Source organism: Oleiphilus sp. HI0125 (genome assembly GCF_001635355.1).
The window spans coordinates 1-1,971 of record NZ_LWGF01000694.1; the positions used below are offsets into that span (position 1 = coordinate 1).

Sequence of the window (1,971 nt, forward strand, 5' to 3'; positions counted from 1 at the left end):
AGCAGGCTTCAAACATTCCAAAACAAGCGATCACACCAGAGCGAACACCCAAAAGAAATATCGCAAAATTTGAGCTTTTTGGGGACTTTTCTGCGCCTGCAACCCAAATAACAAAACAAGAAAATCTTCCAAAAACCCGTCTTCGTTTAACTTTAACAGGGGTGTCAGCAAGCAACGATCCTAAGCGAGCCAAAGCACTTGTCGAAGGGCCAGATCGCACAACTTTGAATTACGCAATTGGTGATCAACTTCCAGGCAATGCGACTTTGCATGCCGTATACAGAGACCGAATTGTGCTTGATCGCGCAGGTTCACTCGAAACGCTCGAATTTCCTAAGCTGAGCTCCAGCAACTTCGTTGCCAGTACAACTCCTGAGCCGGAACCAATACCCACAATCACAACTCCACCAGTAGACGTAACCAACATCAACACGATGAGAAACAACCTCTCTGCCGCTGACAAAAAAAGTATTAAAGACAAGCTATCCGCACTAAGGGCCAAACTAAAACAGCCATGATGGCATTTCGCTTTAATTCTTTAACGCAATACCTCTACATTGCGTTAGCCGCAATGCTCATCACACCTGCAATGACGTCGTTTGCTGTGGAATTTAAAAATCAATTGTTAGAGGTCGTAGAGCAACGATTTGGCAGTGATGCCGCACAACGCCTTGTCGATTGGCAAAGTATGGCTTGGGACCTTAAACAGTCGTACACACAAGATGTCGAGCTATCACAGCTAAAACAAGTTAACGATTTCTTCAACCAAGCGGCGTTTGTAGACGATATCGAACTATGGGGAGACACCGACTACTGGGCGACCCCTGTAGAGTTACTAGCTAAAAATGCCGGAGACTGTGAAGACTACGCGATCGCTAAGTTCTTTACTTTGCTATTCGCTGGTGTTGACGAAAGCAAACTTCAAATCTCTTATGTAAAGGCTCTAGAGCTTAATCAAGCGCACATGGTATTGGCCTACTACCCAACACCAAACTCAGAGCCACTCATACTCGACAACATCAATAAGAATATCTTACCGGCCTCTCAGCGCACGGATTTAGAACCCGTTTATGGTTTCAATGGGCTTGGCGTCTGGTTAAACCGCTTTAGTCGTAGTAATGCGAAACGTGTCGGTGATCCAAGTATTATGGATAATTGGTCCGACATGCTTCGCCGTCAAGGCATTCTCATGCTGCGAAGAGAATCAAATAAGTAAATTACAGCTTGACGTTTACGTCAACGTAACTATACCCTCTTATCCTTTCTTAGTTATACAAATGAGCGCTACATGCCTAGCTATTCAATTTCAGAGTTATCGCACGAGTTCGATATCACTACACGCACAATGCGATTCTATGAATCTGAAGGGCTATTAAGTCCAAAACGTGATGGTCAAACGCGTATATACGCAGAAGCTGACCGGGTTCGTCTAAAGCTCATTTTACGCGGTAAACGCTTAGGTCTTTCGCTCGCCGAATCAAAAGAGCTGATCGATATGTATAAACCTCGCGGCAATAACGAAGCACAGTTAATCAAGCTACTCGAAAAAATACGCGAGAGAAAAAACATATTGGCGCAACAGCTTTTAGATATCCAAGCAATGGAAAACGAATTAAATGGCGCCGAAGAGCGCTGCCAAGAAGCACTAAACGCTTTAAGCAAATAAATAAAATTACTTTTCAGGCGTTGTTGCCTGAGGATCAAAGCATTACAGGAGTCACTCATGGGCATTGCATCAATGCAACAACTTAATTTCAACCTTGGCGAAACCTGCGACATGCTACGCGACCAAGTTGCGGCGTTTACTCGCGATAAAATCAGCCCTATCGCCAGCCTTGTTGATTCAGAAAACGAATTACCAAACGAAATGTGGCCCAAGTTTGGTGAACTTGGTTTATTAGGAATGACCATACCAGAGGAATTTGGTGGCAGCGGTCTGGGTTACATGGCGCACGTTGTTGCAATGGAAGA

Annotated in this window: 4 protein-coding genes; all 4 read left to right on the plus strand. The window is 44.5% G+C overall.

Features of this window, described 5'->3' with window-relative positions; all coding sequences use genetic code 11:
- The coding region (locus A3762_RS10055; RefSeq protein ID WP_304439279.1) for a type II secretion system protein N at nt 1-518 on the plus strand (518 nt) is incomplete at its 5' end.
- Nucleotides 515-1,216: a transglutaminase-like cysteine peptidase gene (locus tag A3762_RS10060; RefSeq protein ID WP_068755253.1), complete on the plus strand. Its 702-nt coding sequence runs from the start codon at nt 515-517 to the stop codon at nt 1,214-1,216. The genes A3762_RS10055 and A3762_RS10060, both read left to right, overlap by 4 nt.
- Nucleotides 1,217-1,288: 72 nt before the next feature.
- Nucleotides 1,289-1,666: a MerR family DNA-binding transcriptional regulator gene (locus tag A3762_RS10065; RefSeq protein WP_068479644.1), complete on the plus strand. Its 378-nt coding sequence runs from the start codon at nt 1,289-1,291 to the stop codon at nt 1,664-1,666.
- Between the two features lie 57 nt (nt 1,667-1,723).
- On the plus strand, nt 1,724-1,971 hold a 248-nt coding region (locus A3762_RS10070), incomplete at its 3' end, for an acyl-CoA dehydrogenase family protein (RefSeq protein ID WP_231878782.1).

Bases quoted from the DNA above. Each gene is read 5' to 3' on its own strand.
- A3762_RS10060 (WP_068755253.1), top strand. From the start codon at position 515: ATGATGGCATTTCGCTTTAATTCTTTAACGCAATACCTCTACATTGCG.
- A3762_RS10065 (WP_068479644.1), top strand. From the start codon at position 1,289: ATGCCTAGCTATTCAATTTCAGAGTTATCGCACGAGTTCGATATCACT.